This window comes from Verrucomicrobium sp. GAS474 (genome assembly GCF_900105685.1).
Taxonomy (GTDB): Bacteria; Verrucomicrobiota; Verrucomicrobiia; order Methylacidiphilales; family GAS474; genus GAS474.
In genome coordinates this window covers 2151396-2177223 of record NZ_LT629781.1, presented here as the reverse complement: position 1 = coordinate 2177223, position 25828 = coordinate 2151396, and the positions used below count along the sequence as shown (strand labels likewise).

At 67.0% G+C, this 25828-nt stretch carries 22 protein-coding genes; 6 read left to right on the top strand and 16 right to left on the bottom strand.

The window, feature by feature from the left end; translation table 11 throughout:
* Nucleotides 1-897 (top strand): tetrahydrofolate dehydrogenase/cyclohydrolase catalytic domain-containing protein, encoded by an 897-nt coding sequence (locus BLU04_RS09010; RefSeq protein WP_093284885.1) that lies wholly within the window; start codon nt 1-3, stop codon nt 895-897.
* A 261-nt stretch (nt 898-1158) separates the two neighbouring features.
* On the opposite strand, the gene BLU04_RS09005 is transcribed toward BLU04_RS09010, so the two are convergent.
* The 5 genes from BLU04_RS09005 to BLU04_RS08985 form a co-directional block, all read right to left on the bottom strand.
* Complete coding sequence (locus BLU04_RS09005) at nt 1159-1473, bottom strand: hypothetical protein (RefSeq protein WP_093284882.1); 315 nt, start codon at nt 1471-1473, stop codon at nt 1159-1161.
* Nucleotides 1474-1650: 177 nt separating this feature from the next.
* Nucleotides 1651-3609, bottom strand: coding sequence for a DUF4340 domain-containing protein (locus BLU04_RS09000; RefSeq protein ID WP_093284880.1), 1959 nt, complete (start codon nt 3607-3609; stop codon nt 1651-1653).
* A 30-nt stretch (nt 3610-3639) separates the two neighbouring features.
* A complete protein-coding gene (locus BLU04_RS08995; RefSeq protein WP_093284877.1) occupies nt 3640-5112 on the bottom strand; it encodes a GldG family protein in 1473 nt (490 codons plus the stop codon).
* A gap of 28 nt (nt 5113-5140) precedes the next feature.
* On the bottom strand, nt 5141-5899 hold the full coding sequence (locus BLU04_RS08990; protein ID WP_093284874.1) for an ABC transporter permease: 759 nt from the start codon (nt 5897-5899) through the stop codon (nt 5141-5143).
* Between the two features lie 28 nt (nt 5900-5927).
* The gene (locus BLU04_RS08985) at nt 5928-6863 is read right to left on the bottom strand and encodes an ATP-binding cassette domain-containing protein (RefSeq protein WP_093284871.1); all 936 of its coding nucleotides are present in this window, start codon (nt 6861-6863) and stop codon (nt 5928-5930) included.
* Nucleotides 6864-6994: 131 nt separating this feature from the next.
* On the opposite strand from BLU04_RS08985, the gene BLU04_RS08980 reads away from it, so the two are divergent.
* Nucleotides 6995-7777, top strand: a complete 783-nt coding sequence (locus BLU04_RS08980) for a ParA family protein (protein WP_093284869.1) — start codon at nt 6995-6997, stop codon at nt 7775-7777.
* On the opposite strand, the gene BLU04_RS08975 is transcribed toward BLU04_RS08980, so the two are convergent.
* The 3 genes from BLU04_RS08975 to BLU04_RS08965 are packed head-to-tail and all read right to left on the bottom strand — an operon-like array spanning nt 7752 to nt 11638.
* Complete coding sequence (locus BLU04_RS08975) at nt 7752-10079, bottom strand: transglycosylase domain-containing protein (RefSeq protein ID WP_093284866.1); 2328 nt, start codon at nt 10077-10079, stop codon at nt 7752-7754. The genes BLU04_RS08980 and BLU04_RS08975 overlap by 26 nt on opposite strands.
* A 28-nt stretch (nt 10080-10107) precedes the next feature.
* Entirely contained in the window at nt 10108-10527 is a 420-nt protein-coding gene (locus tag BLU04_RS08970) for a hypothetical protein (RefSeq protein ID WP_093284864.1), read from the bottom strand.
* Nucleotides 10528-10579: 52 nt separating this feature from the next.
* Entirely contained in the window at nt 10580-11638 is a 1059-nt protein-coding gene (locus BLU04_RS08965) for an A/G-specific adenine glycosylase (protein ID WP_093284861.1), read from the bottom strand.
* 4 nt (nt 11639-11642) lie between these two features.
* Between BLU04_RS08965 and rnhC the strand changes: the two genes are divergently transcribed.
* Together rnhC and recG are read left to right on the top strand one after the other, a co-directional pair.
* Nucleotides 11643-12629 carry a ribonuclease HIII gene (gene rnhC, locus BLU04_RS08960; protein ID WP_231964849.1) on the top strand — a complete coding sequence of 329 codons (987 nt, stop codon included), beginning with the start codon at nt 11643-11645 and terminating at the stop codon, nt 12627-12629.
* Between the two features lie 624 nt (nt 12630-13253).
* Nucleotides 13254-15365, top strand: coding sequence for an ATP-dependent DNA helicase RecG (gene recG / locus BLU04_RS08955; RefSeq protein ID WP_157895229.1), 2112 nt, complete (start codon nt 13254-13256; stop codon nt 15363-15365).
* A gap of 384 nt (nt 15366-15749) precedes the next feature.
* Here the strand turns inward: recG and BLU04_RS08950 are convergent, their stop codons facing one another.
* The 3 genes from BLU04_RS08950 to BLU04_RS08940 all read right to left on the bottom strand — a co-directional run bounded on the left by BLU04_RS08950 (nt 15750) and on the right by BLU04_RS08940 (nt 17243).
* Nucleotides 15750-15944, bottom strand: coding sequence for a hypothetical protein (locus BLU04_RS08950; RefSeq protein WP_093284856.1), 195 nt, complete (start codon nt 15942-15944; stop codon nt 15750-15752).
* Nucleotides 15945-15976: 32 nt separating this feature from the next.
* Nucleotides 15977-16690 (bottom strand): hypothetical protein, encoded by a 714-nt coding sequence (locus tag BLU04_RS08945; RefSeq protein WP_093284853.1) that lies wholly within the window; start codon nt 16688-16690, stop codon nt 15977-15979.
* Nucleotides 16691-16796: 106 nt separating this feature from the next.
* Nucleotides 16797-17243, bottom strand: a complete 447-nt coding sequence (locus BLU04_RS08940; protein WP_157895228.1) for an NYN domain-containing protein — start codon at nt 17241-17243, stop codon at nt 16797-16799.
* A gap of 284 nt (nt 17244-17527) precedes the next feature.
* Here BLU04_RS08940 and BLU04_RS17165 point away from each other — a divergent pair, with 284 nt between their 5' ends.
* Entirely contained in the window at nt 17528-19390 is a 1863-nt protein-coding gene (locus BLU04_RS17165; protein ID WP_157895227.1) for a tetratricopeptide repeat protein, read from the top strand.
* Nucleotides 19391-19498: 108 nt separating this feature from the next.
* Nucleotides 19499-21763 (top strand): SGNH/GDSL hydrolase family protein, encoded by a 2265-nt coding sequence (locus BLU04_RS08930; protein ID WP_093284847.1) that lies wholly within the window; start codon nt 19499-19501, stop codon nt 21761-21763.
* A gap of 4 nt (nt 21764-21767) precedes the next feature.
* On the opposite strand, the gene BLU04_RS08925 is transcribed toward BLU04_RS08930, so the two are convergent.
* The 5 genes from BLU04_RS08925 to BLU04_RS08905 all read right to left on the bottom strand — a co-directional run bounded on the left by BLU04_RS08925 (nt 21768) and on the right by BLU04_RS08905 (nt 25827).
* Nucleotides 21768-22268, bottom strand: a complete 501-nt coding sequence (locus BLU04_RS08925; protein ID WP_093284844.1) for a cob(I)yrinic acid a,c-diamide adenosyltransferase — start codon at nt 22266-22268, stop codon at nt 21768-21770.
* A gap of 18 nt (nt 22269-22286) precedes the next feature.
* Nucleotides 22287-23141 (bottom strand): CDP-diacylglycerol--serine O-phosphatidyltransferase, encoded by an 855-nt coding sequence (pssA, locus tag BLU04_RS08920; protein ID WP_093284842.1) that lies wholly within the window; start codon nt 23139-23141, stop codon nt 22287-22289.
* A gap of 17 nt (nt 23142-23158) precedes the next feature.
* Nucleotides 23159-23836, bottom strand: coding sequence for a phosphatidylserine decarboxylase (locus BLU04_RS08915; protein WP_093284840.1), 678 nt, complete (start codon nt 23834-23836; stop codon nt 23159-23161).
* Between the two features lie 335 nt (nt 23837-24171).
* Nucleotides 24172-25053, bottom strand: a complete 882-nt coding sequence (thrB, locus tag BLU04_RS08910; protein ID WP_093284838.1) for a homoserine kinase — start codon at nt 25051-25053, stop codon at nt 24172-24174.
* 12 nt (nt 25054-25065) lie between these two features.
* Nucleotides 25066-25827: a rhomboid family intramembrane serine protease gene (locus BLU04_RS08905; protein WP_093284836.1), complete on the bottom strand. Its 762-nt coding sequence runs from the start codon at nt 25825-25827 to the stop codon at nt 25066-25068.
* Between the last annotated feature and the right edge of the window lies 1 nt (nt 25828).

The window sequence follows — 25828 nt, the reverse complement described above, 5'->3', positions numbered from 1 at the left end:
ATGCCAGACCTTCCCCAGGCCGCCCTCATCGACGGAAAGCAGATCGCCGAGACGATCCACAACGAAACCCGCGCCCGCGTCGACGCCCTGAAGGCGAAAGGCGTCGTCCCCGGCATCACCTTCGTCCGCGTCGGCGAGGACCCCGCCTCCCAGGCCTACGTCCGCATGAAGGAAAAGAAGGCCCACGACCTCGGCATCAACTCCCGGACCGTCGTCCTCCCCGCCGCGACCCCCGAGGCCGACCTCCTCGCCCTCCTGGAGAAGCTCAACGCCGATCCGACCGTCCACGGCATCCTCGTCCAAGCCCCCCTGCCCCACCCGATCTCCGAGACCCGCGTCTTCTCCACCGTCGACCCCCGCAAGGATGTCGACGGCTTCCACCCCGCCAACGTCGGCAAACTCCTCCTCGGGGACGCCACCGGCTTCCGCCCCTGCACCCCCGCCGGGGTCCACGAGCTCCTCATCCGGAGCGGCGTCGAAACGAAGGGGGCCGAGGTCGTCGTCCTCGGTCGCGGCAACATCGTCGGCAAGCCGATGGCCGCCATCCTCCTGCAGAAGGCTCCCCACGCCGACGCCACCGTCACCCTCGTCCATTCGCGGAGCCGGAACGTCGCCGAGACCTGCCGCCGCGCCGACATCATCGTCGCCGCGATGGGCCAGACCGAGTTCCTGAAGGCCGACATGGTGAAGCCCGGGGCCGTCGTCATCGACGTCGGCGTCAACCGGGTCGACGATCCGAGCGACAAGCGCGGCTACCGGCTCGTCGGCGACGTCGATTTTGAAGCCATCCGCAAAGTGGCCGGAAAGATCACGCCGAACCCCGGCGGCGTCGGCCCGATGACCATCGCCATGCTGATGAGCAATACGGTCCAGGCGGCGGAAAATCTGACGAAGTAAGGGGCCGCGAAGGGGACGGTGGATGCTCCTTCGGGACCGGGCAGATAACCCTGTACAGCTGGAGGCGATCCGCACGGGTTAGACGACGCAAGAGGGGCTTCGCCCCTCCTGGACCTCCCCGTCTGATAGGCCTGAACTGTTTTAGCCTACCGCATTAGGCCGTCTGCTTCGGGTAGAAAAGGTCCGCTAGTTCCCCTGTCCGCTTGGGAGGAACTACGCTTCCAAAGGCCGGGAAACCGAGGCATTCAAGCGCCTGCGAACCTACCGCAGCGTCGACCGCACCACCGCGTCCTGCATCGTCCCGCGGCCGCCCTTCACCCGCATCACGTGGACGCGGGTCAGGTCGCCCCGGAGCGTGGCGGCGAAGTCTTCGAGGCGCTTCGACCGCTTCGGCGGCTGGAAGGAACGGATCGGTTCCTTCGCCTGCCGGACCGACATCAGCCATTCCCCGATCGCCCGATCGCCTCCCTTGCGGAGGGTGAAGATGCTCTCCTTCCCCTCTTCCGCGACGACGCGGCAGACGGAACGGATTTCCTCGCTCAAACGATGGAACAGGGTGGGATCGGCAGAGGCCATGGGATGTCTCCTATTTTACGTACTTCTGTACCTTGGATACGTTGCAAGAGGCCCGGCCCATCCGGGCCTCCGTATGCTAAAAAGAATAACCCGCCCGCCCGGGTACGCAAATCCAGAGACCTGAATTATTTAAAAAAGTGAGACTTTTTAAGTAGTCTTACTTAAAAAGTCCTTCCCTTACTCTTTGGAAGAAGGCGTTGGAACGGTCGCAAAAGAACCGCTCAGCAACGCATAGTCGGCCTCGGAGATCAGGAAGACATCGCTTTCCCCTTCGATCTGCGCCGCCCTGCCCCCGACCGGGACCGCCGCGACGGGAGCGCCGAGGATCAGCACCTTCTTCTCCCCCTCGCCGAGGGAAAGGGTGATCCGCACCGCATCGGGAGCGAGGCCGAGGCCGTAGGCCGGGATCGGAGCGCCGATCCAATGGACGGTCGCGAGATGGGCCAGCTTCGACCAGAATTCCTTCACCTTCTCCTGCTGGAGGGTGCCGTCCCCGCCATCGCGGTCCGAGAGGAAGACTGCCCCGGCCCGCTTCACCGTCTCGGGCGGGCGGCCCGGGACGACGCGGGTCACCGAGGTGATCGCCTCCTCCTTCAGGTCGGAGCCGAGGACGAGCGGCGAGCGCCAACGCCAGGCCTCGCGGGGGAAGCGGGTGAGGAACGCGATATCGAGGCCGTAGACGAAGGGCTGGGCGGAATTGACGGCGTAAAGGACCGGCGTCTGCGGGAGCGGCGGCAGCGGCTTCTCGATCTTCCCGAGGGAAAGGACGAGATCCTCGGTGCTCTCCCCCTTCTTCACGGTGACGACCAGCCGGATCAGCGCCCGGTCCCCGTTGGCCAAGCCGTAGGGACGGAGGTCGCTCGCCGCGTCGCGGATGATCAGCGGGGCCTCCATCACGGAGAGGCCCTTCAGGAAGCCCTCCACCTGGGCGGCATCGGCTTCCTTCCCGGCGGCCCCGCCGGTCGTCGCCTCGCTGAAGACCCAACCGGTCTCGCCCTGCCGCTTCACCTCGACGATCGAGAGCGCGCCGGGGGCCGACGGCTTCGGCAGCTCGGCGCGGAAGGCGACGGCGTCGGCGGCGCGGAAGGAGAGGACCTTCCGGTCCCGCGCGGCGGGGAGATCGGCCAACAGCTTCGCGACGCTCTCCGCCGGGAGGGTGAAGACCCCGCTCTCCCCCGTCCGCTTCGCATAGACCTCGCCCGGGACGCCCGGGACCGGGATGCCGATGAGGAGGGTGTCGGGCTCCGGCTTCGGAGCGTTCTTCTCGTCCTTGGCCGGGGCGGCCTTGGAAGGCGGCGCCTGCCGCCGGATCCAGATCTGAGCGGCGGGGGCGGTGAGGCCGTAGGCGCTGAGATCGGCGGCGTCGTCGGAAATGAACTGCTTCACCCGGAGCGCGTCGAGCAGCCCGAGCCAGGCCGTCACCCGCGCCGGGGAGGCCGGGGCGCTGAGCGGCTTCTCGACCCGCCATTCGGCGGCCTCGCCCGCCCCCTTCGCCCGGCTGATCTGGAATTCGCTCGGGGCGTCGGACTGGGGCGGGGTCTTCTGGCGCAGGCCGCACTGGTCGACTTCCGCCGCCGGGGCATGGATCACCGCATGGCTGCGGATGTCGTCGAGCTTCTTGAAAAGGGCGTCCCGGCTCGCCGTCGCGATCAGGTAGGCGTCGGGGCCGGTCCCCTTGGCGTAGCAGAGCCCGTCGATGGCTGCCTTCCGGCCGATGAGCAGGGTCCCCGAGAACGCCCTGCCATTGCTGCTCCCGGCGAAATCGACCCGCCCGTTCCCCGGGGCGAGGCCCCATTCGGCGAGGCTCTTCTCCCCGTCGGGGATCTGGTTGGCGGTGATCGTCCGGCGGGGCTGCAGGAATTCCAGCTCGCCCAGGATCGAAAGGACCGCCTCGCGCTCGGCCTCGGAGGAGACCGGCTCGACGATCCGCCACGTCCCGTCCTTCTTTTCGAGCGAGACCGCGACGTCGGTCCCCTTGAGCTTCAGCGAGGTGACGTCGTCGCCGTGGAAGTCGAAGATCTTCCCCTTCGCCCGCTCCTGCTCCCCGGTCCCCTTCGCGTCGCGCGTCAGCCAGAAGAAGAGCGCCAGCCCGGCCACGGCCAGGAGGAGGAAGAGGGTCGAGCGGAACGGTTTCATGGAGGGATGGGGCCGATGACGATCCCGCCGCTACTTCCGGCGGGAAAGCCAGACGCCGATGCCACCGACGAGGGCGAGGCCGGGAACGAAGAAGAGGGCGAGCGTGATGATCGTCGACTTCTGGAGCGGGCTCACGTTGAGGCCGAATTCCTGCGGCGACTTCGGCGCGATGCCGATCGCCATCTCCTTCTTCAGCATCCAGTCGAGGAGGCCCTGGAAGAAATCGAGGCCGGTGCTGTCGAGCTTCTCGTTCGTGAGGAACGTCGTCGCGCCGATCACCGCGAACCGCGTTCCCGCCAGCTTCACGCCGTCGCCGGGGACGTCGCCCCCGTCGTAGACCATCGCCAGCGTCAGCGGCCCCTTCACGTCGACGCCCTCGTCGTACTGCGCCTTGGAGTCGTCGGGGCTCGTCTCGCCCCAGTAGGCGGCGGAGGTCCGCGCCAGGGAGGTCACCTTGCTCACGTTGAGGTTCGCCGCGTCCTTCACGAGGGCGAGGGAGCGGGCGTTGTCCATCTTCAGGTTGAAGCCCTTGATCGAGTTCACCGCCGGATGGGTCGCGTAGTCGTTCGCCACCGCCGTCCGGACGAGGAGGCTCGCGCCGCCCATCTTCATGATCGCCTGGGCGCGGTCGTCCTGGATCAGGATGCCGTAACGCTGCGCCACCGGCTCGAGGCCGGAGACGGTGCGGGGATCCTCGAGGAGGATGACCTTTCCCTTCGCGTCGAGGTAGGCCGTCACCGCCTGGACCTCGGCGGGGGAGAGGGTCACCCGGGGCCCGGCGATCACCAGCGCGTCGGCATCGTCGGGGACGACGCCCTTGTCGGAAAGGTTGAGCGGGGCGGTGAGGAGGTTGTCCCGCTTCAGGTAGACGTCGAGGCCGCCGAGGCCGCCGAGGCTCGAGACGTCGGAAAGCTCCCGCTCCCCGTGGCCGACCAGGAAATAGACCTTGGCCGACTTCCCCTCGACGAGGGAGAGGATCGCCGCCGTGAAGACCGCCTCGCCCTTGAAGTCGAGCATCCGGCCCGGCTCCTGGGTGTAGGGATTGCCCGGGGCGAAGTCGGCGAGGTCGGCCTCGGGGACGACCTTGTGGCGGTCCTTGTACTCGAAGATGACGACGTTCTCCTGCGTCGCGTCGATGCTGTACTTCGTCCGCAGTTCCTCGGCCTTCGTGAGGTTCACGGCGGCGTCGACGAACTCGAGCTTCACCTTGCCCGCGCTCCGGTACTTGTATTCCCGGAGGAGCCCCTCGACCTGGTCCCGCATCTGCGAGGTCGCCAGGGAGGTCGTGATCGAGACCGGCTCCGGGAGGCTGGAGAGGATCTGGACCGTCTTCCCGGAGAGGGAATTGTAGGAGCCCTTGGAATAGTCGTGCCGCTTGTAGTAGCGGAATGCCGCGTAGTTCACCCCCGCGCAGAGGGCCACGGCGAGGACGATGGTCAGCACGCTGTTCCAGCCGAGCTGCAGGCGGAGGGAGCGGGCCGAGGGGGGACGGGAGGGGGACATACCGTTGGGATCGAGGGAGAGTTGGGGCTTAGGCGCGGAGGCGGCGGGCTTCGAGGACGCGCTGCGTCAGGAAGAGGAAGAGGAACGTGGTGCTGAGGTAGAAGACCACGGGCCGCGTGTCGAAGACGCCGCCGGAGAACCCTTCCATGTGCTGGTAGACGGAGAAGTAGCGGATCACCTCCTGCGCCGCGTCGCTGGAGACGAGGGAGCCGAAGATGCTGATGCTGAAGATCAGGAAGACGAGGGCGAAGCCGACGATCGCCGCGATGATCTGGTTCTTCGTCATCGCCGAGGTGAAGAGGCCGATCGAGACGAAGAGCATCCCGAGCATCGAGACCATTCCGAAGGAGAGGAAGACGACGGGCCAGGTGAGGTCGAACACCTGGTCGCTGAAGGTGTAGAGCCAGACGATGTTCAGCGCCGCCGGGAGCCAGAGGACGAGGTAGAAGGAGAAGACGGCGGCGAACTTCGAGAGGACCACCTCCCACTCCCGGACGGGGGCGGTGAGGAGCATCTCGATCGTCCCCATCTTGTATTCCTCGGAGAAGGAACGCATCGAGATCAGCGGCGTCTGGATGAGGACGGTGAACCAGAAGATGTAGGAGGTCAGCGTGATGTTGAGGATCGAGAACCCGCGGGCCGTCCGGTCGAGGAGGGTGCTGAGGATCGCGGAGAACCCGGCGCCGACGATGACGGCGCAGCCGGCGAGGACGATCCAGGCGACGGGGGAGACGAAGATCCCCCGCATTTCCCGGCGGTAGAGAACCCAAAGCGTGCGAATCGACATAGTGGAGTAGTGGAAGAAAGGGATGAAATTAATCCTGCGTCAGCTCGACGAAGACGTCCTCGAGCGTCGCCCGGGTCCGGCTCATCTCGCGGAGACCCCAGCCGTTCCGCTGGATGACCGAGTAGAGGCCGTCGCGGATGTCGCCGCCCGCGCCGAGCCGGGAGTAGACCTTCGCCGTGACCCACGGGCCGTTCTCCGAGACGATCTCGACCTCGTCGACCTCGGGGATCTCCGCGAAGGCCTGCTTCAGCAGCGTCCCGTTCGGGTTGACCTCGACCATCACCGCGCCGCCGCCGCGGACGAGGCGCGTCAGGTTGCCCGGCGTGTCGGAGGCCTCGATCTTCCCGCGGTTCAGGATCAGGACGCGGTTGCAGGTCGCCTCGACCTCGCTGAGAATGTGGGTCGAGAGGAGGATCGTGTGGTGCTTCCCGAGGTCGCGGATCAACTCGCGGACGGAGCGGATCTGGTGGGGATCGAGGCCGATTGTCGGCTCGTCGAGGATGAGGAGGTCGGGATCGTGGACCATCGCGTCGGCGAGGCCGACCCGCTGGCGGTAGCCCTTCGAGAGGGTGCCGATGATCTTCCGCTGGACGTCCTTCAGGTGGCAGAGCGCCTTCACCCGCTCGACGCGGTCCTTCACCTTTTTCGACGGCACGCCCTTCAGCGCGGCGCGGAATCGGAGGAACTCGTCGACCCGCATGTCGGTGTAGAGCGGGACGTTCTCCGGCATGTAGCCGACGCGGCGGCGGACCTCGAGGGAGTCGGCGACGACGTCATACCCGGCCACCTTGATCCGCCCGTCGGTGGGGGGGAGGTATCCGGCCAGCACCTTCATCGTGGTACTCTTCCCGGCCCCGTTCGGCCCGAGGAACCCGACGATCTCCCCCTTGTTCACGTGGAAGGAGATATCCCGCACCGCCTTGAACCCGGCGTAGGTCTTGGAAAAATGGGAGACTTCAATCATGGGGCAGAGCGGGGATTTTAGGCTTTTTCGCCCAAAAGGTGGAGTGATTTATAAAAAATCATTTTGATCCGTTGTCAAGAGTCCCCCAACCTCCCCTTCCTAGTCCTCTCTTTCAAGATCGACCCGCCCACATGAAAATCTACGCCATCGCGAACCAGAAAGGCGGCGTCGGCAAGACGACGACCACCATCAACCTCGCCGCCGCGCTGGCCGAGGCCGGGCATCCGACCCTCGTCATCGACCTCGACCCCCAGTCGAACGCCACCAGCGGCCTCGGCATCGAGCCCCAGACCGGCCGGAGCCTCTACCCGGTGATGAACGGGGAATCGACCTTCGCCGCCCAGATCGTCGCCACGACGCAGGAAAACCTCTTCATCATCCCGTGCGAGACCGACCTCGCCGGGTGCGAGGTCGAGATCGCCCGCCAGGAAAGCCCCCTCGTCGTCCTCCGCGACCTCTTCAACCGCTTCCGCGAGGAGCCCGAGTCGGCCGGGTTCGACTACGTCCTCCTCGACTGTCCCCCGTCTTTGGGCATCCTGATGACGAACGCGCTCGCCGCCGCCGACGCCGTCCTCGTCCCCCTCCAGTGCGAGTACTTCGCCCTCGAAGGGCTCAGCAAGATCATCCACCTCATCGAGCAGATCCGGACGACGAACCCGGAGCTCCGCCCCGTGATCGGCGGCGTGATCCTGACGATGTACGACGCCCGGACGAACCTCAGCCAGCAGGTCGCCGACGACGTGCGGAAGCATGCGCCGGAGGTCGTCTTCCAGAGCGTGATCCCCCGCACGGTCCGCCTCGCCGAGGCGCCGAGCCACGGGAAGAACATCCTCCAGTACGATTCGTCCGGGATCGGCGCGCAGAGCTACCGCCTCCTGGCGAAGGAGTTCATCGCCCGCTGCCAGGCGGGGTAGGGGCCGCCCCCTCCTCCGGCGGGATCGGGAAGACCGGCACCGCCCTCGGCACCTTCCCCTTGTCGGGATCGGGCATCGCCGGATCGACCCCCGCGGGAATCGTCGCGTCGTCGTCGAGGATCTCCGGGGCAGGGACGGCCTTCGCCTTGCGCGCGCCGCCGAAGGCGCGGCTCATCCAGCCGAAGAACCCGCTGTCGTCGCCCGAGTCGGCCGGGCCGGCCCCGTTCCCGTTCGATTCGGGGACGCTGGCGACGTTGTTCCCGACGGCGACCGAATCGCCGATCCGTTTCAGGTAGCCGTCGCGCTGGTCGTCCCGGAGCCACGCGCCGTCGCCGCTCCCGAGGAACGAGAGGAGCCCCTCGCGGAAGAGCCCGGAGGGAGGGTTGAAGGGCTGGGGGAGGTAATGCTCGTTCGCCGCCGCCATGACGCGGCCCCAGATCGGGAGGGCGATGCGGCTGCCGTAGCCCGAGGCGGTGATGGGCTGGGGCTTGTCGAGGCCGACCCAGACGCCCGCCGTCACCTCGCTGGTGAAGCCGATGAACCAGGCGTCGCGGTAATCGTTCGTCGTCCCGGTCTTCCCCGCGATGTCGCCGACGAGGCCCATCGTCCGGAGACCGCGCCCGGTCCCCTCGTCGACGACGGCGCGCATCATGTCGGCCACCTGGAAGGCGATCTGGGGGGAGAGGATCGGCTCCCGCCGGTCCTGGTGCTCGTAGAGGACGAGGCCGTCGGCGGCGAGGATGCGGCGGATGAGGTAGGGCTCGATCCGCATCCCCTTGTTCGGGAAGATCGAGAAAGCGGAGACCATCCGCAGCGGCGTCACGTCGCACGCGCCGAGGGCCGAGGAGGGAAGGGCGGCGATCGGCGTCCCCGTCGCCCGCGTCAGGAGATGGGCGTAGCTGTCGACCCCGGAGGCGAGGACGACGCGGACCGAGGCGTAGTTGTTGCTCTGCGCGAGGGCCTGCCGGAGGGGGACGAAGTCGGGCTGGTTCCCGTAGAGCGGCGTCTTGCCCGGGGCGGCGTTGCGGAGGTCGTAGGGGCTCCAGTCGACGAGGGTCCCGGCGCTGACGTTGAGGGTGTCGAAGGCGTTCGCGTAGACGAACGGCTTCACCGTCGAGCCGACCTGGCGGCGGGAATGGATCGCCCGGTCGAAGCGGCTCTCGGCGAAGTTCCGCCCGCCGACGAGGGCGAGGATGCCGCCGTCGGCGTTCCCGATCGCGACGAAGGCCGCCTCGAGGTAGGGGATCCCCGACGGCTCCCGCTCCCCGAGGTGCTGGAGGAAGGTGTTCCGCGTGGTGTGATTGTAGCCGGGCTCCGCCTCGATCTCGGCCAGCTGCCGCTCGACCTCGATTTCGGCGGTCTGCTGGAAGGCGGCGTCGATCGCCGTTTCGATCTTCAGGCCGCCGCGCTCCACGGTCTCCTCGCCGAGGATCTTCCGCGCCTCCTCGATCGCCTCCGCCGCCGCGTAGGAGGCGGGGAGCTGCCGCAACGGGCGGAGCGCCAGGGGCTCCGCCTTCGCCTTCGCCTCGTCCTCCTTCGTGATGAAGTGCCGTTCCTCCATCCGGGAGAGGGCGCGATCCATCGCCTGCCGCGCCTTCGTCGGGCTCCGCCAGGGGGAGAACGTGTTCGGCCCCGAGATGATCCCCGCCAGCATCGCCGCCTCGGAGAGAGTCAATTCGGACGGCTTCTTGCCGAAGTAGGCGTCGGCGGCGGCCCCGATGCCGTAGCAATCCCGGCCCCAGAAGATCCGGTTGAGATAGAAGGTGAGGATCTGGTCCTTCGTGTAGACCGTCTCGATGCGGACCGCGAGGAACATCTCCTTCAGCTTCCGCCCCATCGTCCGCTCGCTCATGTCGGCGGAGTTCCGGGCCAGCTGCTGCGTGATCGTGCTGGCACCCGAGGAGATGCGGCCGCGCAGGATGTTCCCCACCGCCGCGCGGAAGATCGAGATCGGGTCGACGCCGAGGTGGGAATAGAAACGCCGGTCCTCGGTCGCCACGACGGCGTGGCGCATCACGTCGGGGATCTCCTCGGAGGGGATCCACTGGCGGTTCTCCTGGAAGACCTGCCGGAAGACCGTCCCGTTGCGGTCGTAGATCGTCGTCGTCAGCGGCATCTCCTTGATCCGCTTCATGTCGAAGGCGAGAGCCCAGCCCGCGTAATAGACGACGAAGATGCCGATCCCGATCGCGATCGCCGCGACGAACGCCGTGGCGGCATAGAGCGGGCGGCCCCGGAAGCGGACGAGGAAGCGCCGCAGGAAGAGGTCGACGGAGAGGAGGAAGGCGCGGAGACGTTTCATGCAGGGAAAAGCGATCGATTGAAAAAGATTAAAGACCCGGCGTCCTCATCTCCTCGGGAGCCTGGAGCGCCTGGATCGGGATCCGGGCCAGCAGCCCCTCCTCCGACATGACGTCGAGGGAGAACTGCCCCGGCGCGGCGAAGGGAAGCCCCTGGAGGTTCACGATGATGTTGCGGGAAAGGAAGAAGACCTCCTCGGGCAGGGGCGGGACCTCGAAGGCCGTCTGGATCTCGGGGACCGGGCAATGGCCGTCCGAATCGATGAGCCGGACCCGGAGCTGGTGCTGCCCCTCGTCGCCGGGGCGGAAGATCACCCGCAGCGCGATCGCGCAATGGGGGTGGGAAACCGGGAAGTGAAGGGAGACAAAGGTGTCGAACGCCCCGAGGACGCAGAGTTTTCCCTGATAATCCTCCGCGGCATCGCAGAGCAGGGAGGAGATGATTTCCATAAGCCGGTTTGGAGAATCTAGCCCGACTTTTCCTTTTCCCAATTCTTTTTGTCTAAGAACCGAGAAAACCCCTCATTTTCCGGTGGGCGCTCGGCATCGGCAATGCCTCCATTTCCGCCATGGAACACCAGCGTCCCCCTCCCTCCTCCCGGCGCCCCGCGGAGGCAAACGCAGCCCGCAAGCCCCTCATGTGGACGCGATACTTGGTGATCGAATAATCGAACTCGGCCACCGTCTCCCCTCCCCGCATCGTCGCCGCGTCGAAGAGCGGGAAGTGCCAGAACCCGACCAGCCTCCCCTTCTTCGGCCCGGGGACGCACCAATACCGGCCCTTTTCCTCGATCAGCGCCACCACCTCCTCCCGCCGCTCGACGAGCTTCCTCCCCTTCACCGGGAACCGCTCCGGCTCCCCCGACGCCTTGGCGACGCAGACCGAGGCCAGCGGGCAGAGGAGGCAGCCGGGATTCCGGGGCGTGCAGATCAGCGCCCCCAGCTCCATCAGGGCCGAGTTATGGACGGCGCACGCCTCCGCCTCCGGCAGCAACCCCTCGGCCAAGGCCCAGAGCCGGGCCTGCGTCTCCTTCAGCGCCACGTCCTCGCCGATCCCGAAGACCCGGGTGAAGACCCGGATCACATTCCCGTCGATCAACGCCGCCCGCCCCCCGAAGGCGAGACTCGCGATCGCCCCCGCCGTGTACGGCCCGATCCCCGGCAGGGCGCGGAGCCCTTCGACCGTCCGGGGCAGCTCCCCGTTCAGCTCCGGCAACCCGGCGACCGCCTGGGCCAGCTTCTGGAAATTCCGCGCCCGCTGGTAATAGCCGAGGCCCTCCCACGTCTTCAGAACCGCCTCGGTCGGCGCCCCGGCCAGCGCCTTCCAGTCGGGGAAGAGTCGGAGCCAACGATGGTAATAGGGAAGGACCGTCACCACCTGCGTCTGCTGGAGCATGAACTCCGAGAGGGCGATGGCATAGGGATCGCGCGTCCGCCGCCACGGCAGGTCCCGGGCCGCCCGGGCGAACCAGGCCGCGAGGGCGCGGTGGAAGGCGCGGAGAACGTTTTTTTCAATTCTCGCCTCGCCGGGGCTTTTTGATACTTTTATCCTTTTGTCCAAGACCGTGATTAAACCTCCCTCGAGCTTCACCTTCAAGCTGACCGAAGAACAAATCGAGCTCCTCCGCGTCCGCCTCACGGAACAGGGCTACGACTTCTCCGACCTCCCCTACGGCTACTACCGCGCCCGGAAGGGGAAGGGAGTCACCATGGTCGGCCTCGACGCCTACCTCTCGGGGAAGCTCGTCGTCTCCGGCAAGGGCGCGCCCGAGGTCATCGAGTTCCTCATCGAGCCGGAGATCACCGGCGTCGCCAAGCTCGGCTACGACGAGGTCCACAACCCCGAGGCCTACGAGCCCCACATCGGCATCGACGAAAGCGGCAAGGGCGACTTCTTCGGCCCCCTCGTCGTCGCCGCCGCCTACACCAACGACCTCACCGCGAAGCAGCTCCTCTCCGCCGGGGTGAAGGACAGCAAGCAGATCGGGAGCGACGCCGTCGCCCTGAAGATCGGCGACGCCATCGTCGAGATCCTCGGGCCGACCCGCTACAGCGTCCTCGCCCTCGGGCCGGAGAAGTACAACGAGCTCTACGCGAAGTTCAAGAACCTGAACCGCTTCCTCGCCTGGGGCCATGCCACCGTCCTGGAGAACCTCCTCACCCAGCATCCGGGCTGCAAGCGGGCGATTTCCGACCAGTTCGCCAACGCCGCCGTCCTCCGCTCCGCGCTGAAGGAACGGGGGAAGACCATCGAGCTCGTCCAGCGGACGAAGGCCGAGTCCGACGTCGCCGTCGCCGCCGCCTCGATCCTGGCCCGGGCCGAGTTCCTCCGCCGCATGGAGCGCCTCGGCCAGGACGCCGGCCTCGGCGGCCCGCTCCCGAAGGGAGCCTCCGGCCACGTCGCCGCGCTGGGACGGAAATACTTCGCCGCCCACGGCAGCGAGGCCCTCGCCCGCCTCTCCAAGCGCCACTTCAAGACCTTCTCCGAGATCACCGGAGAGCCGCCGATCACCCCCCCCAATCCGTTCCGGAAGTTTTCGCGACCGAAGTAGGGGTTCGCGAAGAGGACTGCATCCCCTTCGGGGCAGGGTAGAATCGCGCTACGCGCTTGCCTGTAACAGCTGGAGGCGACCCGCTTTAACGCCAAGGAGCGGGCTTCGCCCCTCCTTGAACCTCTCCCGTAAGAGGCGGTAGGAGGAACTGTTACCTCCAGCTGGAGGCTTGGCTCCTTCGGAGGGTTCTCGGCTGCTTCTAACGCGCTTGGGAGGAATCACGCGTCCTAGGGCTGGCGGAATCGAAGCGGCCATTCTTTCAAACGCTCCTCTCCCAATAGGAGTCTGGGCGTATTGGCCCTGTCTCTCCCTGCACCCGTACCCTCGGGCGCTCCAGGAAGCAGCGGATTTTAATCCAGTGAGGAGACGAGGCGCAGGGGAAGCGCGTCCGCCTAGTTAAGGCCCTCGGAACAGGAGGTCACGGAGGGGCGATAGCCCCTCTGTGGCTATAAAGCGGATTACATCCAGCTGTACAGGGTCGACCGCGCATGCCCCGAAGGGCCGTCCCCGTTCCGCGATCCCTTTCCCCGTGCGCTCCACGGACTGCCTTCCGCACTCTCCTTCCAGAATGTCTTGAACAGAACCCTGATGCGCCGTTATACATTTGACTTAATTCCCCTCTCAATGCCCCGGCCCGTTCCGATCTCCGAGATTCCCGGCATCCCTCCCCAGCGCGTCGCCCTGCTGAAAAAGATGGGATTGAACACCCGGGACGATCTCCTCTTCCACCTCCCCCGCCGCTACGAGGACCGCCTCGACCCGATCTCCCTCGCCATCGCCCCCGAGGGGGAACCGATCACCGTCGCCGCCAGGGTCATCCGCAGCAAGCTGAACCGCTGGCGCGGCGGGCGGGCCGTCTTCGAGGCGATCCTCCAGCCCCTCCACCCCGACGACCGCGCCGAGGGCCTCCGCGCCCTCTGGTTCAGCGCCTACTACCTGATGAAGTCGTTCGTCGCCGACATGGAGATCCTCCTCTACGGCAAGGCGAAGCGGGACAAGAACGGCAAGGGCTGGGTGATGACCCATCCCGAGTTCGAGATCATGGAGCACGACGGCGACGAATCGATCCACCTGAACCGCATCGTCCCCATCTACGCCCTCACCGAAGGGTTGCCCCAGCGGGCCCTCCGGCGGCTCCTCTACCGCGTCGTGAAGGAAATGCCCGTCCTCATCGACGATCCCCACCCCTTCCCCGACGACCTCCCGCCCCTCCGCGAGGCCCTTCCCCAGTCCCACTTCCCCGACTCGTGGGAAGCCCAGATCGCCGCCCGCCGCCGCCTCGTCTACGACGAGTTCTTCGTCCAGCAGTGCATCCTCTGCCGCCGCCGGATGAGCCGGGAGAAGATCTTCAAGTCCCGCGCCCAGGTCGCCGCCCCCTCCGCCAAGGGCAAAGCCGTCGTCCCCCCGCTCCACGCCGCCTTCCTCGCCACCCTCCCCTTCGCCCCCACCGGGGCGCAGGCCCGGGCGATGGCCGAGATCGACCGCGACCTCCAGCTCCCGACCCCGATGAACCGCCTCCTCCAGGGCGACGTCGGCTCCGGCAAGACCCTCGTCGCCGTCCACGCCATGCTCCGCGCCGTCGAGCGGGGCGAGGCCGCCGCCCTCATGGCGCCGACCGAGATCCTGGCCGAGCAGCACTACCTCAACCTCAAGCGGTGGCTCGACCCCCTCGGCATCTCCGTCGGCCTCCATACCGGGAGCAAGAAGAAGGGCGACCGCTCCCCGCTCGACAACGAGCCCCTCCTCCGCAGCCTCTTCGGCAACAAGGGCTCGATCACCGTCGGCACCCACGCCCTGATCCACGACGGCTTCGTCGCCGACAAGCTCGGCCTCGTCGTCATCGACGAGCAGCATAAATTCGGCGTGATGCAGCGCCTGGCGCTCTCCAGAAAGGCGAGCCATCCCGACATCCTCGTCATGACGGCGACGCCCATCCCGCGCACCCTCGCGATGTCGGTCTACGGCGACCTCGACGCCTCGATCCTCGACGAGCTGCCGCCGGGCCGGGGCAAGATCGTCACCGCCTGCCGGGGCGAGGCCGACCTTCCGAAGGTCTGGAAATTCATCCGGGACGAGACCGCCGCCGGCCGCCAGGCCTACGTCGTCTACCCCCTCATCGACGAATCGGACAAGATCGAGGCGAAGGCCGTCCAGAAGGAATACGAGCGGCTGAAGGTCGAGCTCGCCCCCGCCCGCGTCGGCCTCCTCCACGGGCGATTGAAGCCCGACGAGAAGGACGAGGTGATGACGCAATTCCGCAACAACGAGATCCAGGTCCTCGTCAGCACCCCCGTCATCGAGGTCGGCGTCGACGTCCCGAACTCGACGATCATGGTGATCGAGAACGCCGAGCGCTTCGGCCTCGCCCAGCTTCACCAGCTCCGGGGCCGGATCGGGCGGGGCGGGAACAAGTCCTACTGCGTCCTCGTCGGCCAGCCGAAGAGCGAGGAGAGCTGGCGGCGGCTGAAGGTCATGGAACAGACTACCGACGGCTTCAAGATCGCCGAGGAAGACCTCCGCATCCGCGGCCCCGGGGATATCCTCGGCACCGACCAGAGCGGCCTTCCGCCCCTCCGCTTCGGCGATCCGCTGCGCGACTTCGAGATGCTCCGCCGGGCGAAGACCGACGCGGAAGAACTCCTGCGCGTCGATCCGGAGTTGAAGAAATATCCGTCCCTGAAGGCGATCCTCGAAGGAGACGGGGCGCGACGTCAATCGCTGGCCTCAGTAAGCTGATTTCCTCCCCCAAGCACCCCTCTCCCAATAGGAGTCTAGGCGTATTGGTACTGCTACCCCTTCAGTACGTACCCTCGGGCGTACCGGAACCATCCGATTTTAATCCAGTGAGGAGATAAGGCGCAGGGGGAAACGCGTCCGCCTAGTTGAGGCCCTCAGAAGGGGACTGCCTGCGCGATAGCGCAATACCTCGTAAAGGGGAAACTAACTGGCAGGGTCGGGAGACAAGTTCCAAGAGGGGCAAAGCCCCTCTTGGGCTATAAAGCGGGTTACATCCACCTGTACAGGGTCGCCCTCGCAAGCCCCAAAGGGCCGCCCCGCTCCCATCGCATCCAACAAAAAAGCCGTTCCTTTCAGAACGGCCTTTCCACAATCGCAAAACTCCTAATGCCCCATCGCCCCGCCCAGCATCCCGCCGCCTTCCCACGACTGGGGACGGTTCCAGGGGATGCTCGAAACCTTGTTCCCGTTGCCGTCGACGTCGGAGGTCGACTGGGTGTCGTCGGGCTTCGCGCCACCGGCGCATCCCGCCAGGGCGAGGGTCGCGGCGGCGAGGAAAAGGAGGAGAAAGCGATTCATGCCTGGAACGTTAGAGAGCCAAGGCAGGGGAATCAATTCTGAACGTCGTCGCCAGGCTGCAGCTGGAGGGAGGGGTCCTTCAGCGTGTTCACCAGGATGTCGGCGACGGCGGTGTCGCCGTTGGTCGAGGTGACGCGGATGCGGCCGATGACGCTCTTGTTCCGGGAGACGATCAGCTCGCCGTTCTCGACGACGCCCTGCTTGTCGCCGATGTTGAGGACGACGAAGTTCCAGTTCCGGTTCACGCTGACGATCTTGCCGGAGATGCCGGGAGGCATGTCGCCGGTCACGCGGCGCTTCAGGATGTCGCTGAGGCGGTCGACCTCGGCCTTCTGCTTGGCGAGGGCGTCCTCGGCGACGCGCTTCGCCTTGTCGAGGTCGGCGACCTTCGCTTCGGCGGCCTTCGTCGCGTCGGACTGCTGGGAAACCTGCTTCTTCACGTCGTCGAGCTGGGACTGGGCCGCGGTCGCCTTCGACTGGGCGTCGGTCGCCTTCGTCTCGAGCTCGGTCGCCTTCGCCTGGGCGGCGGCGAGGTCGCGCTTCGTCTGCTCGACGCTCTGCTGGGCCGTGGTGAGCTGGCCCTTGGTGTCGTCGAGGCTCGACTTGGTCTGCTTCAGGTCTTCCTGGACCTTGCCGAGGGTCTTCTTCGTGGTGTCGAGCTGCTGCTCGGCGGCGGCCTTGCCGCTGAGGGCCTCGGTTTTCTGGCTATTGATCTGCCAGCCGAGGAATCCGCCGGCCAGGCTCAAAATGAGAGAAAGGATAAGTAAAATGCGAACGACCATCGTGAGAAATTAACCGAGTTACTACGTGTTTGTATAGAAAAAAACGCAACTATGGCGAAAGAGACAACCCCTATTTTTGCCACCTTTTTCGCGCCCTTTTGAACTCCTCCTCGAAATCGGCCGAGACCGCCCGCATCTCGGCCTCCAGCCAGTCCGGCGACATGCAATAGGCGCCGAGCGACTCGACCGTCGTCCGCTCCCCGCCGTCGGCGGTGATGACGGTGATGGCGCTGCGGTGCTCGGGCTTTTGCTTGGCGACGATCGCCTCGATCACGGCATCGGCGGTCTGCCCGGCGCGGGAATAACCGACGTTGATGTCGCCGGGCCGCTTCGGCTCGGGCGTCCCCTGCTTGCCGTCGAAGATGATCGTGACGTCGTAGGTCCCCATGTCGTGGAGATTCCGCATCCGGCGGATCAACTCCTCCCGCGCGTTCCGGGGCTGCCGCCGATGGAGGGCGAGGAGATCGGGCCAGCAATGGATCACGCTGTGGCCGTCGATGAGGAGGTAGCGGGACATGGCGGTCGAAAAAAGGGAGACGGCCTCCGGGCACAAAAAGAGGCGAAACCGGGAGCGCCGATTCCGCCTTCTCTGAGTCCTGAAAACTGAAAAGCCGCAGCTCTTACTTCTTCGCCTTTTCAGGCTTGGCGGCGGGGGCCGCCGTCTTCGCTGCGAGCTTCTTCCGCTTGAGGTAATTCTTGCGGCGGTTCTGTTTCTGGATCTTGTTCGTTTGCTGTCCCATCCCCTCTTGATAGGCGGAGAGTTCGAGTTGGCAAGCCCGGAAGAGAAGCTACAGTCCCCAAATGAACGCCGCCCCGGTCCGCCCCAGCCGCTGGCAGACCGGTTTTTTCCTCCTCTTCCTGGCGCTCGGCCTCCTCCTCGCCTACGGCAACAGCTTCAGCGGGATCTATGTCTTCGACGACACGGCCTCGATCTCGGACAACCCGACGATCCGCCGCCTCTTCACCTCCTTCTCGCCGCCGACCGAGAACGGCACGACCGTCGGCGGGCGGCCCCTCCTCAATGTCTCCTTCGCGCTGAACTTCGCGCTGAACCGGTGGCTCTTCGGCTCGGGCCTCGCCGTGGCGGGCTATCACCTGGTCAACCTCCTCATCCACGCCGCCGCCGCCTTCCTGCTCTACGGCCTCCTCTGGCGGACCGTGCGGCGGACTTCCTGCGCCCCCCTCGCGGTCCCCGCCGCCGCCGGGACTGCGCTGCTCTGGGCGCTCCACCCCGTCCAGACCGAATCGGTCACCTACCTCGTCCAGCGGGCCGAGTCGCTCGCCGGAACCCTCACCCTCCTCTCCCTCTACGGCTTCGCCCGCAGCGTCGAGGCCGATGAACGGCATCCCCGGCGCTGGCAGGGCCTTTCCCTCGCCGCCGCCGCCCTCGGCATGGCGTCGAAGGAAACCGTCGCCGTCCTCCCCGTCCTCGTCTGGCTCTACGACCGCGCCTTCGTTTCCCCCGACTTCCGCTTCCTCTCCCCGCTCCGCCGCCGTCCCGGCTATTACCTCGCCCTCGCCTCGACGTGGTCGATCCTCCTCCTCTGCATGTCCCTCAATCCGGGCCGGGGGAACACCGCCGGGTTCGAGATCGCGATGCCGTGGTGGAAATACGGTCTCTCCCAGTTCCACGCCCTCGCCCATTACCTCCGCCTCGTCGTCTGGCCCCACCCGCTCGTCTTCGATTACGGGACCGTCTTCGTCCCCCGGCCTCCCGTCTTCCTCGCCGTCCTTCCCTGGGCCGTCCTGATCGCTCCCCTCCTTTTCGTGGCCCTCCTGGCGGCGTGGCGGCGGCCCCGGATCGGTTATGCGGGGGTCTGGTTCTTCGTGATCCTTGCCCCCACCTCGACGATCCTCCCCCTCTACGATCCCGTCTGGGAACACCGCCTCTACCTCCCCCTCGCCGCGCCCCTGCTCCTGATCGTCCTCGGCCTCTTCCATTGGGTCGGCGTGCGGAGGCAACGACCGTTGCTGGCCCGGGCCCTCCTCGTCGTCCTCGCCTGCCTCGCCGCCGGGACGACTTTCGCGCGGAACTTCACCTGGCAGAACGAGGTCGCGTTCTGGAGCGATTCGGTCGCGAAGATCCCCGACAACCGCCGCTCGCAGAACAACCTCGGCACCGCCCTCTGCCATGCTGGGCGGCTGCAGGAGGCCGAGGCCCACCTCCGCCGGGCCTGCGCCCTTTCCCCCGACTACGCCGAGGCGTGGAACAACCTCGGCACCGTCTTCTACCTCGAAGGCCCCGCCCACCGCGCCGACGCCGAGGCGGCGATCCGCGAGGCGCTGCGGCTGAACCCGAAGTACATCGACGCCCGGAACAACCTCGGCTCCCTCCTCCTCTCGGTCGACCAGATCGGCCCCGCCTGGACCGAGTTCACGAAGGCCACCACCCTCGCCCCGACCCACCCCCTGGCCTACCTCAACATCGGCTACCTCTGCCTGAAGATCGACCGCCCCTCCGAGGCGCTCGTCTCCTTCGCCACCGTCCTCCGCCTCAACCCGGACCATCCCCGCGCCCACACGGGGATCGGCATCGCCCTCGCCCGGCTCCACCGCCCGGAGGAAGCCGCCTGGCACCTCCGCCGCGCCCTCGCCCTCAGCCCGGGGGACGAGGAAGCCCGGAACCAGCTGGAGCAGCTCCATCTCGTCGAGAAGAACCTTTGAGGGACTTTCAAGTCCCATCGGGTGCCGTCCCAGGTACCGACCCTGCTCCATTCCCCCCCTTCCCCCGTTTAAGGGCGGCGGCCGGCTTTCCCCGTACCGTCGGCGGGCATGCACCATCCCCTTCTCCGCCTGCTCCTCTTCTTTTTGCTCCTGATTCCCGGGGCGAGGCTCCCGGCCAAGACCGCCGTCCTCGATCCGACCGTTCAGGGCGCGATCCAGTCCGACGTCGACCTCGGCGGCCACACGTTGAAGAACGCCGTCATTGACGGCAGCGGCACCGTCACCCTCAACCTGCCGAAGGCGAGCTCCGGCACCCTCGGCGCCGTGAAGATCGGCAGCGGCATCGCCGTCGCCGGGGATGGCACCCTCTCCCCCTCCAGCGGCACCGGCCTCCAGAAGGGGAACGGCTCGGGCGGCTTCACCCCCGCCGCGGCGGGGACCGACTACGTCGCCCCGTCGCCCTCGCTCACCACGCAGGGCAACACCTTCAACGGCGCCTCCCAGCTCCTCCAGGCCGATGTCCGGGGCAGGCTCGCCAAGTCGGCGCTCGGCAGCGGAATCGGCGCGACCTTCCTCTTCGAGGGGGACTCGATCACCTACGGCCAATACCTCGCGACCCCCGCGACCCAGTGCTATTCGGCCCTCTTCGCCGCGCAACCCTTCGCCACCGGCTCCGCCGCGATCCGCAACGACGCCGTCTCGGGCAGTGACATCGCCGGGGCCTCCTCCCGCTACGCCGCCAACGTCTACCCCCACCGCCCGGCGGCGAGCGGCGGCGACGGCGGTCCGGCGGCCTACCTCGTCCTCATGATCGGGATCAACGACATCGCCTCGGGCAGCTCCGCCTCGGCCCTCCTCTCCGCGCTCTCCGCCTACACCGCGCAGGCCCGGACCGACGGCTTCACCGTCGTCCTCGCCACGCTCCTTCCCGCGGCCCGGAACAACACCGTCCCCCTGCGGGCCGTCTACGAGGCCTGCAACGCCGCCATCCGCACCCGGCAGGTGCCGTGCGACTACGTCTGGGACGCCGCCCTCGCCCTTCCGAATCCCAACGACACCGCCCTCTTCCCCGACAACCTCCACCCCTCGGCGGCGGGCCACCTCGCGCTGGCCAGCAGCCTGAACAGCCAGCTCCTCGCGGGCGGCCACCTCGTCGGCATCCAGCCGACCTCGCTCCCCGGCAACGTGATGAACTTCTCCCCGGTGAACACGAAGGCCCTGTCGTTCTGGTACACCACCCTCGACACGGGCGTGCAGAAGGACGCCCTCGATTTCATGTTCAACTTCACCAACGCGCAGCCCACCGCCGGGACGCCGTGGATCTTCACCAACCAATCGGACCTCTGCCTGAACTCGGCCGACAACACCCATGCCATCAGGCTCCAGGACGTGACCGGCGGCCCGATCGCGCTCGGCGGGGCGCTGAGCGGCGGGGCGGCCTCGTTCTCCGGCGTCGTCTCAGCCTCCTCCTTCTCCGGGTCGTTCTTGGGCTCCGGAAGCGGCCTGACAAACCTCCCGCTCTCCTCCCTCGCCAGCGGCAGCGCGGCGAGCGGGCAGGTCCTGACGTGGAACGGCGCGGCCTGGAGCCCCGGCACGCCCTCCACCGGCTATCTCCCGCTCGCAGGCGGGACGCTGACCGGCTCCCTCTCCGGCACCTCGGCCGCGTTCAGCGGAACCCTCTCGGCGGCCCCCTACGTCTCGGTCTCCGGGCTGATCACAAACTACGTCTCGGGCTCGGCGATGTACGGCTCGAACGGCGGCGGCGTCCTCATCGAATCGGGAGCCCCGACCAGCACCGCCTACATCAACTACTACTCGCACGCGCCCGTCGACATCGGCCACAACGGCGGGGCGGTCAGCATCGGCTCGGGCGGCCTCACCGTGGCGGGACAGCTCGACGGGCCGAACGGCGGCTTCACCACCGGAGGCGGCCTCCTCGCCACGGGGGCACAATTCGGCGTCCAATCGAGCCCCCTTTACGGATCGGCGACCGGGGGGTTCCTCATCGAGAGCAACACGTCGAACAATCCGGGATTCATCGCCCACTACGGGAGCGCCGATGTCCACATCGCCGACGGCGGCGGCGCGGTGACGATCGGAGGCGGGGGGCTGAGCATCGCCCCCGGGGCGACCCTCACCGTGAAAAGCGGGACGAACGCCCTCGCCGGGACCGTCACCCTCTCCTCCGGCACCGCGACGATCACCAGCACGGCGATCACCGCAAATACCGTCATCGTCCTCAGCCGGAAGACGGCGGGGGGAACGGCGGGAAGCTACGCGCCCCGCGTCGACGTCAGCGCCGGATCGGCGGTCGTCACCGGCCTCTCGACCGATACCGGCACCTACAACTGGATCGGCCTGAAGGTGAATTAGGCGGCTAAGGAAGATCCTTCCGGGCCAGCAGCCAGAGGAAATCGGAGAGCCGGTTCAGGTAGCGGACCGGGATCGGGCGGGCCTGGGCGAAGACCTCGCCCAGCGCCCAGACCCGGCGCTCCGCCCGGCGGCAGACCGCGCGGCCCAGTTCGACCGTCGCCGCGCCGTCGGAGAACCCCTCGACATCCCATTTCCGGAAAAGGATCCCCTCGGCCTCGAGGGCGACGATCCGGCTGTCGAGGTAGGCGAGGGCCGCGGGGCCGAGCCAGATTTTTTCCCGCGTCTCGGCGACGTCGGCCATCAGGTTGACGAGGTCCTCGCGGATCAGCGCCGCCTCGGAGCGGAGGATCGGATCGGTCGACCGGGCGATGGCGCAGGCGAGGACAGCGCTCAATTCGTCGATCTCCCCCAGCGCCTCGATCCGGGGATCGATCTTCGGGACGCGCCCGCCGCCGAGGAGCCCCGTCGACCCCCCGTCCCCCGTCCGCGTGGCGATGCTGCTCATGAGAAACCGGGGCGGAGGCTAGGCCTGGCTGGCTTCGTCTTCGTCGTCGTCATCGTCGTCCTCGATCTGCCGCCGGGTGGCCCGGGAGACGAAGGGACGGCAGAAGCCGTAGAGCAGGTAGCTGACGAAGACGACCGCCAGCATCCACTCGTAATACTTGATCGTGAGCGCGAGGACGACGACCGCGATGCCGAACTTCAGCGGGGAATGGGCCGTGCGGAAGCTGAACGACTTGAAGCTCGGATACTTGAACCCGCTGAACATCATCAGCGAGACGAAGATCAGGATCGCGACGAGGAAATACTTCCCCCAGCCCCGGTCGAGGGCGACGTCGGTCCCGTAGAAGTGGAGGATGAGGAGGGTGATCGACGAGACGAGCCCCGCCCCCGCCGGGATCGGGAAGCCGGTGAACTCGTTGCCCGGCCCCTTGTCCTTGTGCGCCACGGCGGCGAAGACGTTGAACCGGGCGAGGCGGAGCGCGCCGCAGACGAGGTAGAACCCGGCGATCAGCCAGCCGAGGCCGATGTCCTTCAGCACGATCTCGTAGACGAGGAGCGCCGGGGCGACGCCGAAGGAAACGATGTCGGCGATCGAGTCGAACTCCCGACCGAAGGGGCTCTCCGACTTCGTCGTCCGGGCGACCCGCCCGTCGAGGAGGTCGAAGATGCACGCCGCGAGGATGAAGTAGAGGCTGGAGAGATAGATCTGGATCCAGCCGGTCTCCGACATCATCCCGTTGGCCCGCTCGATGGTCCCCTGGAGGATCTTCAGGATCGCCATGAACCCGCAGAGCAGGTTGCCCGCCGTGAAGAGGTTCGGCCAAAGATAGATCTTCGTCGCGTTGTCGTCGTGGGGAGGCTGCGGCGTGCTCATGGGAAGGGACGGTTAGGCTAAGCCTGCTCCTTGAACATCTGGTCGAAGTTGGAAGGCGTCCAGCGGGCGAGCGGCGTCTCGCCGCCCTTCACCCGTTCGCCGACCTTCACCAAGACCTCGCAATGGAGCGGCATGAAGAGATCGGTGCGGGAACCGAAGCGGATCATCCCGATCCGCTCGCCGCGAACGACCTCCTGCCCCTTCTCGGCCCAGCCGACGATCCGGCGGGCGATCAGCCCGGCGATCTGGCGGAGGACGATCGGGCCGTGCTCGGTCTGGAGGTGCCAGTCCATCCGCTCGTTCTCGACGTGGCACGTCGGGTGGCGCGCATCGAGGAACTTCCCCGGGACGTGGACCCGGTCGACGATCGTCCCGCCGTAAAAGGTGCGGTTCACGTGGACGTCGAAGACGTTGAGGAAAACCGAAATCCGCTTCATCTTGCCGAGGCCGAAGGGCGACTCCTCGACGACCTCGACGTGGGTCACCACGCCGTCGGCGCTCGAAATCATCAGCGCGGGATCGTCCGGGGCCGTCCGCTCGGGATCGCGGAAGAAATTGAGGCAGAAAACGAAGAGCCCGATCAGCAGCCCGCCGACGATCCCCGCCCAAAGGCCGTGCAGGAAAAAGAGCGCGAGGAGGATCGCGATGCCGAGCGGAATGAGGATCTTGAAACTTTCAGTACGTGCGGAGGCCATGCGGGATCTTTTCTAGGGGGTGGGGTTGCGGGTGGCAAGCGGGCTTCTGGAACGCTCTGTGACAATTAGAGCCTGTCCTGCACTTTGGAAAGCCCGCGCCGGAGGGGCTGCGCCCCTCTCCCCTAGGCGTGCAATGCCGTCGCGTGCCTGAATGGCACGTAAGGCATTGCACAACAACGGGGAAGGGTCGTAGAACCCCGGCCCAAAGGGTTGCTTCTAAAAGGTTCTCCCTCGTTGCTCGCTCCTTGAGTGGCTTGCGGCCACACCGCGTCGCTCGCGCCTAGATGGAGAACCTTTTAGAAGCAACGCGGGCTTTCCAAAGTGCAGGACAGGCTCTACGCGACAGTGATCCTGCACCCGGCGTTGTCGGCCGTCGTCACGAAGGCATTCGCGGGAACCTTCGCCTTCTTCGCGGCGGCTTCCATCTTCTCCGCGACGGCCTCGGCCGCCGCCTCGCTGCCGTGGACGAGGGCCATCAGCGTCGATCCGGCGCCGCTCAGGTAGAAGCCGAGCGCCCCGGCCTTCTCCGCCGCCGCCTTCACCGGTTCCCAGCACGGGATGAGGGGGGAGCGGAACGGCTGGTGCCACCGATCCTGGAAGAGGCCGTCGAGCTTCGCATAATCCTTCTGGGCGAAGGCGACGGCGATCAGCGAGGCGTATTGGAGATTCGCGATGGCGTCGGCGAGGGCGACCTTCTTCGGCAGGACGGCGCGCGCCTTCTTCGTCTCCAGCTCGAACTCGGGGACGAGGCCGACGAACTTCAGGGAGGAGCCGACCTCGGTCCGATAGAAGCGGTCGGGCGTGCAGGTCGCGAAGCCGCCGTGGAAGGCCGAGACGGCGTTGTCCGGATGGCCTTCGAGGTCGACGACCAGGGCCAGGACCTCCTCGGGATCGAGGGGTTCCCCGGCCAGCGCGTTGAGGCCGGCGACGAGGCCGAGGCGGACCGTGACGCTGCTGCCGAGGCCCCGGGCGGGCGGCACCTGCCCGGCGATGTCCGCCTTGAAGGAAAAGGGATCGATGCCCGTCTGGTCGAAGAAGGCGATGGTCGTCTCGGCCGTCATCCCGCTCGCCGTCACCGATTCCTCGGTCCGGCGCACCGTCACCGTGTTGTAGATCTTGAGGGCGACGCCCATCGTGTCGAAGCCCGGGCCGAGGTTGGCCGAGGTCGCGGGGACGCGCACCGTGGCGCGGCTGGGGGAGGACGTTTTCTTGCTCATAAGGGAAAAAGGTTAGCGCCCTTCGGGCGGTTGGGGAGTCGAATTATAGTTGGAAAAATAGCTCTCGTCGGCGGGGATTTCCTTCTCGTCCCCGGCCTCGGCCTCCGTCTCTCGCCGCGGCGCGGCCTGGGGGCGGGGCGCTTCCCGGAAAGTCGCCCCCTGGGACGAAGACGGGGCCGCGGCCTGCTCCGGGCCGAAGACCCGCGCAAACCACCAGCCGCCGAAGGCCCCGCCCAAGTGGGCCCAATGGGCCGTCTCCGGCATCCAGCCGAAGAGAATGGAGGCGATCTCGAACCCGACCGCCACGCGGAAGAAGAAACCGACGCCGAGCCGCACGAAGCCGCGCACCCCGCCGACCTCGATGCGGGAGTAGGCCGCCATGAGGCCGAAGATCGCCCCGCTCGCCCCCATCAGGAGGCCGTCGGCTCCGGCCCCGAAGGAGCAAAGCCGCCACACCACCGCCGAGGCGAGGACCGAGGCGAGGTAGAGGCCGACGAACCGCGCCTTCCCGAACGCCGCCTCGACCGTCGGGCCGAGGAGATTCAACCACAGAAGATTCCAGACCAGGTGGAGCGGCAACCCGCCTTCGGCGTGGAGCCAGCCGTAAGTCAGCAGCGTCCACCACCGCCCCGCGCCGAGGGAGCGATCGGAGAGGCCGAAGCGGAGATCGAACGCCGAGGGAATCCCGTGCCCCGCCTGGAAGAGCTGGAGGAGGAAAACGGCGATGAGGCTCCAAATGAGGAGCCGGGTGAGCGAAATCGGTCGGGTCGCCATC